Consider the following 744-nt stretch of genomic DNA (forward strand, 5'->3'; position numbering starts at 1 on the left):
TCGTGCCGGGAAGGAATTTGCTGTTTCTTTCGTTTGCCGGGGTTCTGGCCAGCCAGATCGGGGCTAAACATATTGTCACAGGCGTCTGTGAAACGGATTTCAGCGGATATCCTGACTGTCGCGATGTTTTCATTAAATCGTTGAACGTAACCTTGAACTTGTCGATGGACCAGTCATTCGTAATCGATACGCCGCTTATGTGGCTGAATAAAGAAGAAACATGGGAGCTTGCCGATCAGCTTGGCGCGTTCGAATTTGTCCGCGAAAAGACGCTGACTTGCTATAATGGCGTCATATCTGCCGGCTGTGGGGAATGTCCGGCATGTAAGCTGCGCAAAAAAGGGCTGGATGACTATGTAAGCAGACGGGAGGTCACTCATGATGTATGGTTTTAAAATCGTCGATAAGCTTCAAAAAATAGATGAAGATATACAGCGCAGCCAGCTGAACTATACAAAGAAGAGGGTCCTGGTCAGCAAGGAATTCACTTTTGACGCAGCACACCATTTGCACGACTATGAGGGAAAATGCAAGAATCTTCACGGTCACACCTACAAGGTCATCTTTGGATTGAGCGGATATACCGATTCTCGCGGTTTGATGATAGATTTCGGGGACATGAAGGAAATATGGAAAAATGAAATTGAAATCCACCTCGATCATCGTTATTTGAATGAAACGCTGCCGCCCATGAATACAACAGCCGAAAACATGGTTGTCTGGATCTATGAAAAAATGGCCGAA

At 45.8% G+C, this 744-nt stretch carries 2 protein-coding genes; both read left to right on the top strand.

All coding sequences use genetic code 11. The features are described 5' to 3' along the window. Window positions 1-395 (top strand): 7-cyano-7-deazaguanine synthase (locus CVN76_RS01735; protein ID WP_198512418.1); only part of this gene is annotated, 395 nt, incomplete at its 5' end. Then, window positions 382-744, top strand: a 363-nt coding sequence (gene queD, locus CVN76_RS01740) for a 6-carboxytetrahydropterin synthase QueD (RefSeq protein ID WP_100530154.1), incomplete at its 3' end; no start/stop codon positions are given. The genes CVN76_RS01735 and queD, both read left to right, overlap by 14 nt.

The organism is Bacillus sp. mrc49 (assembly GCF_002803435.1).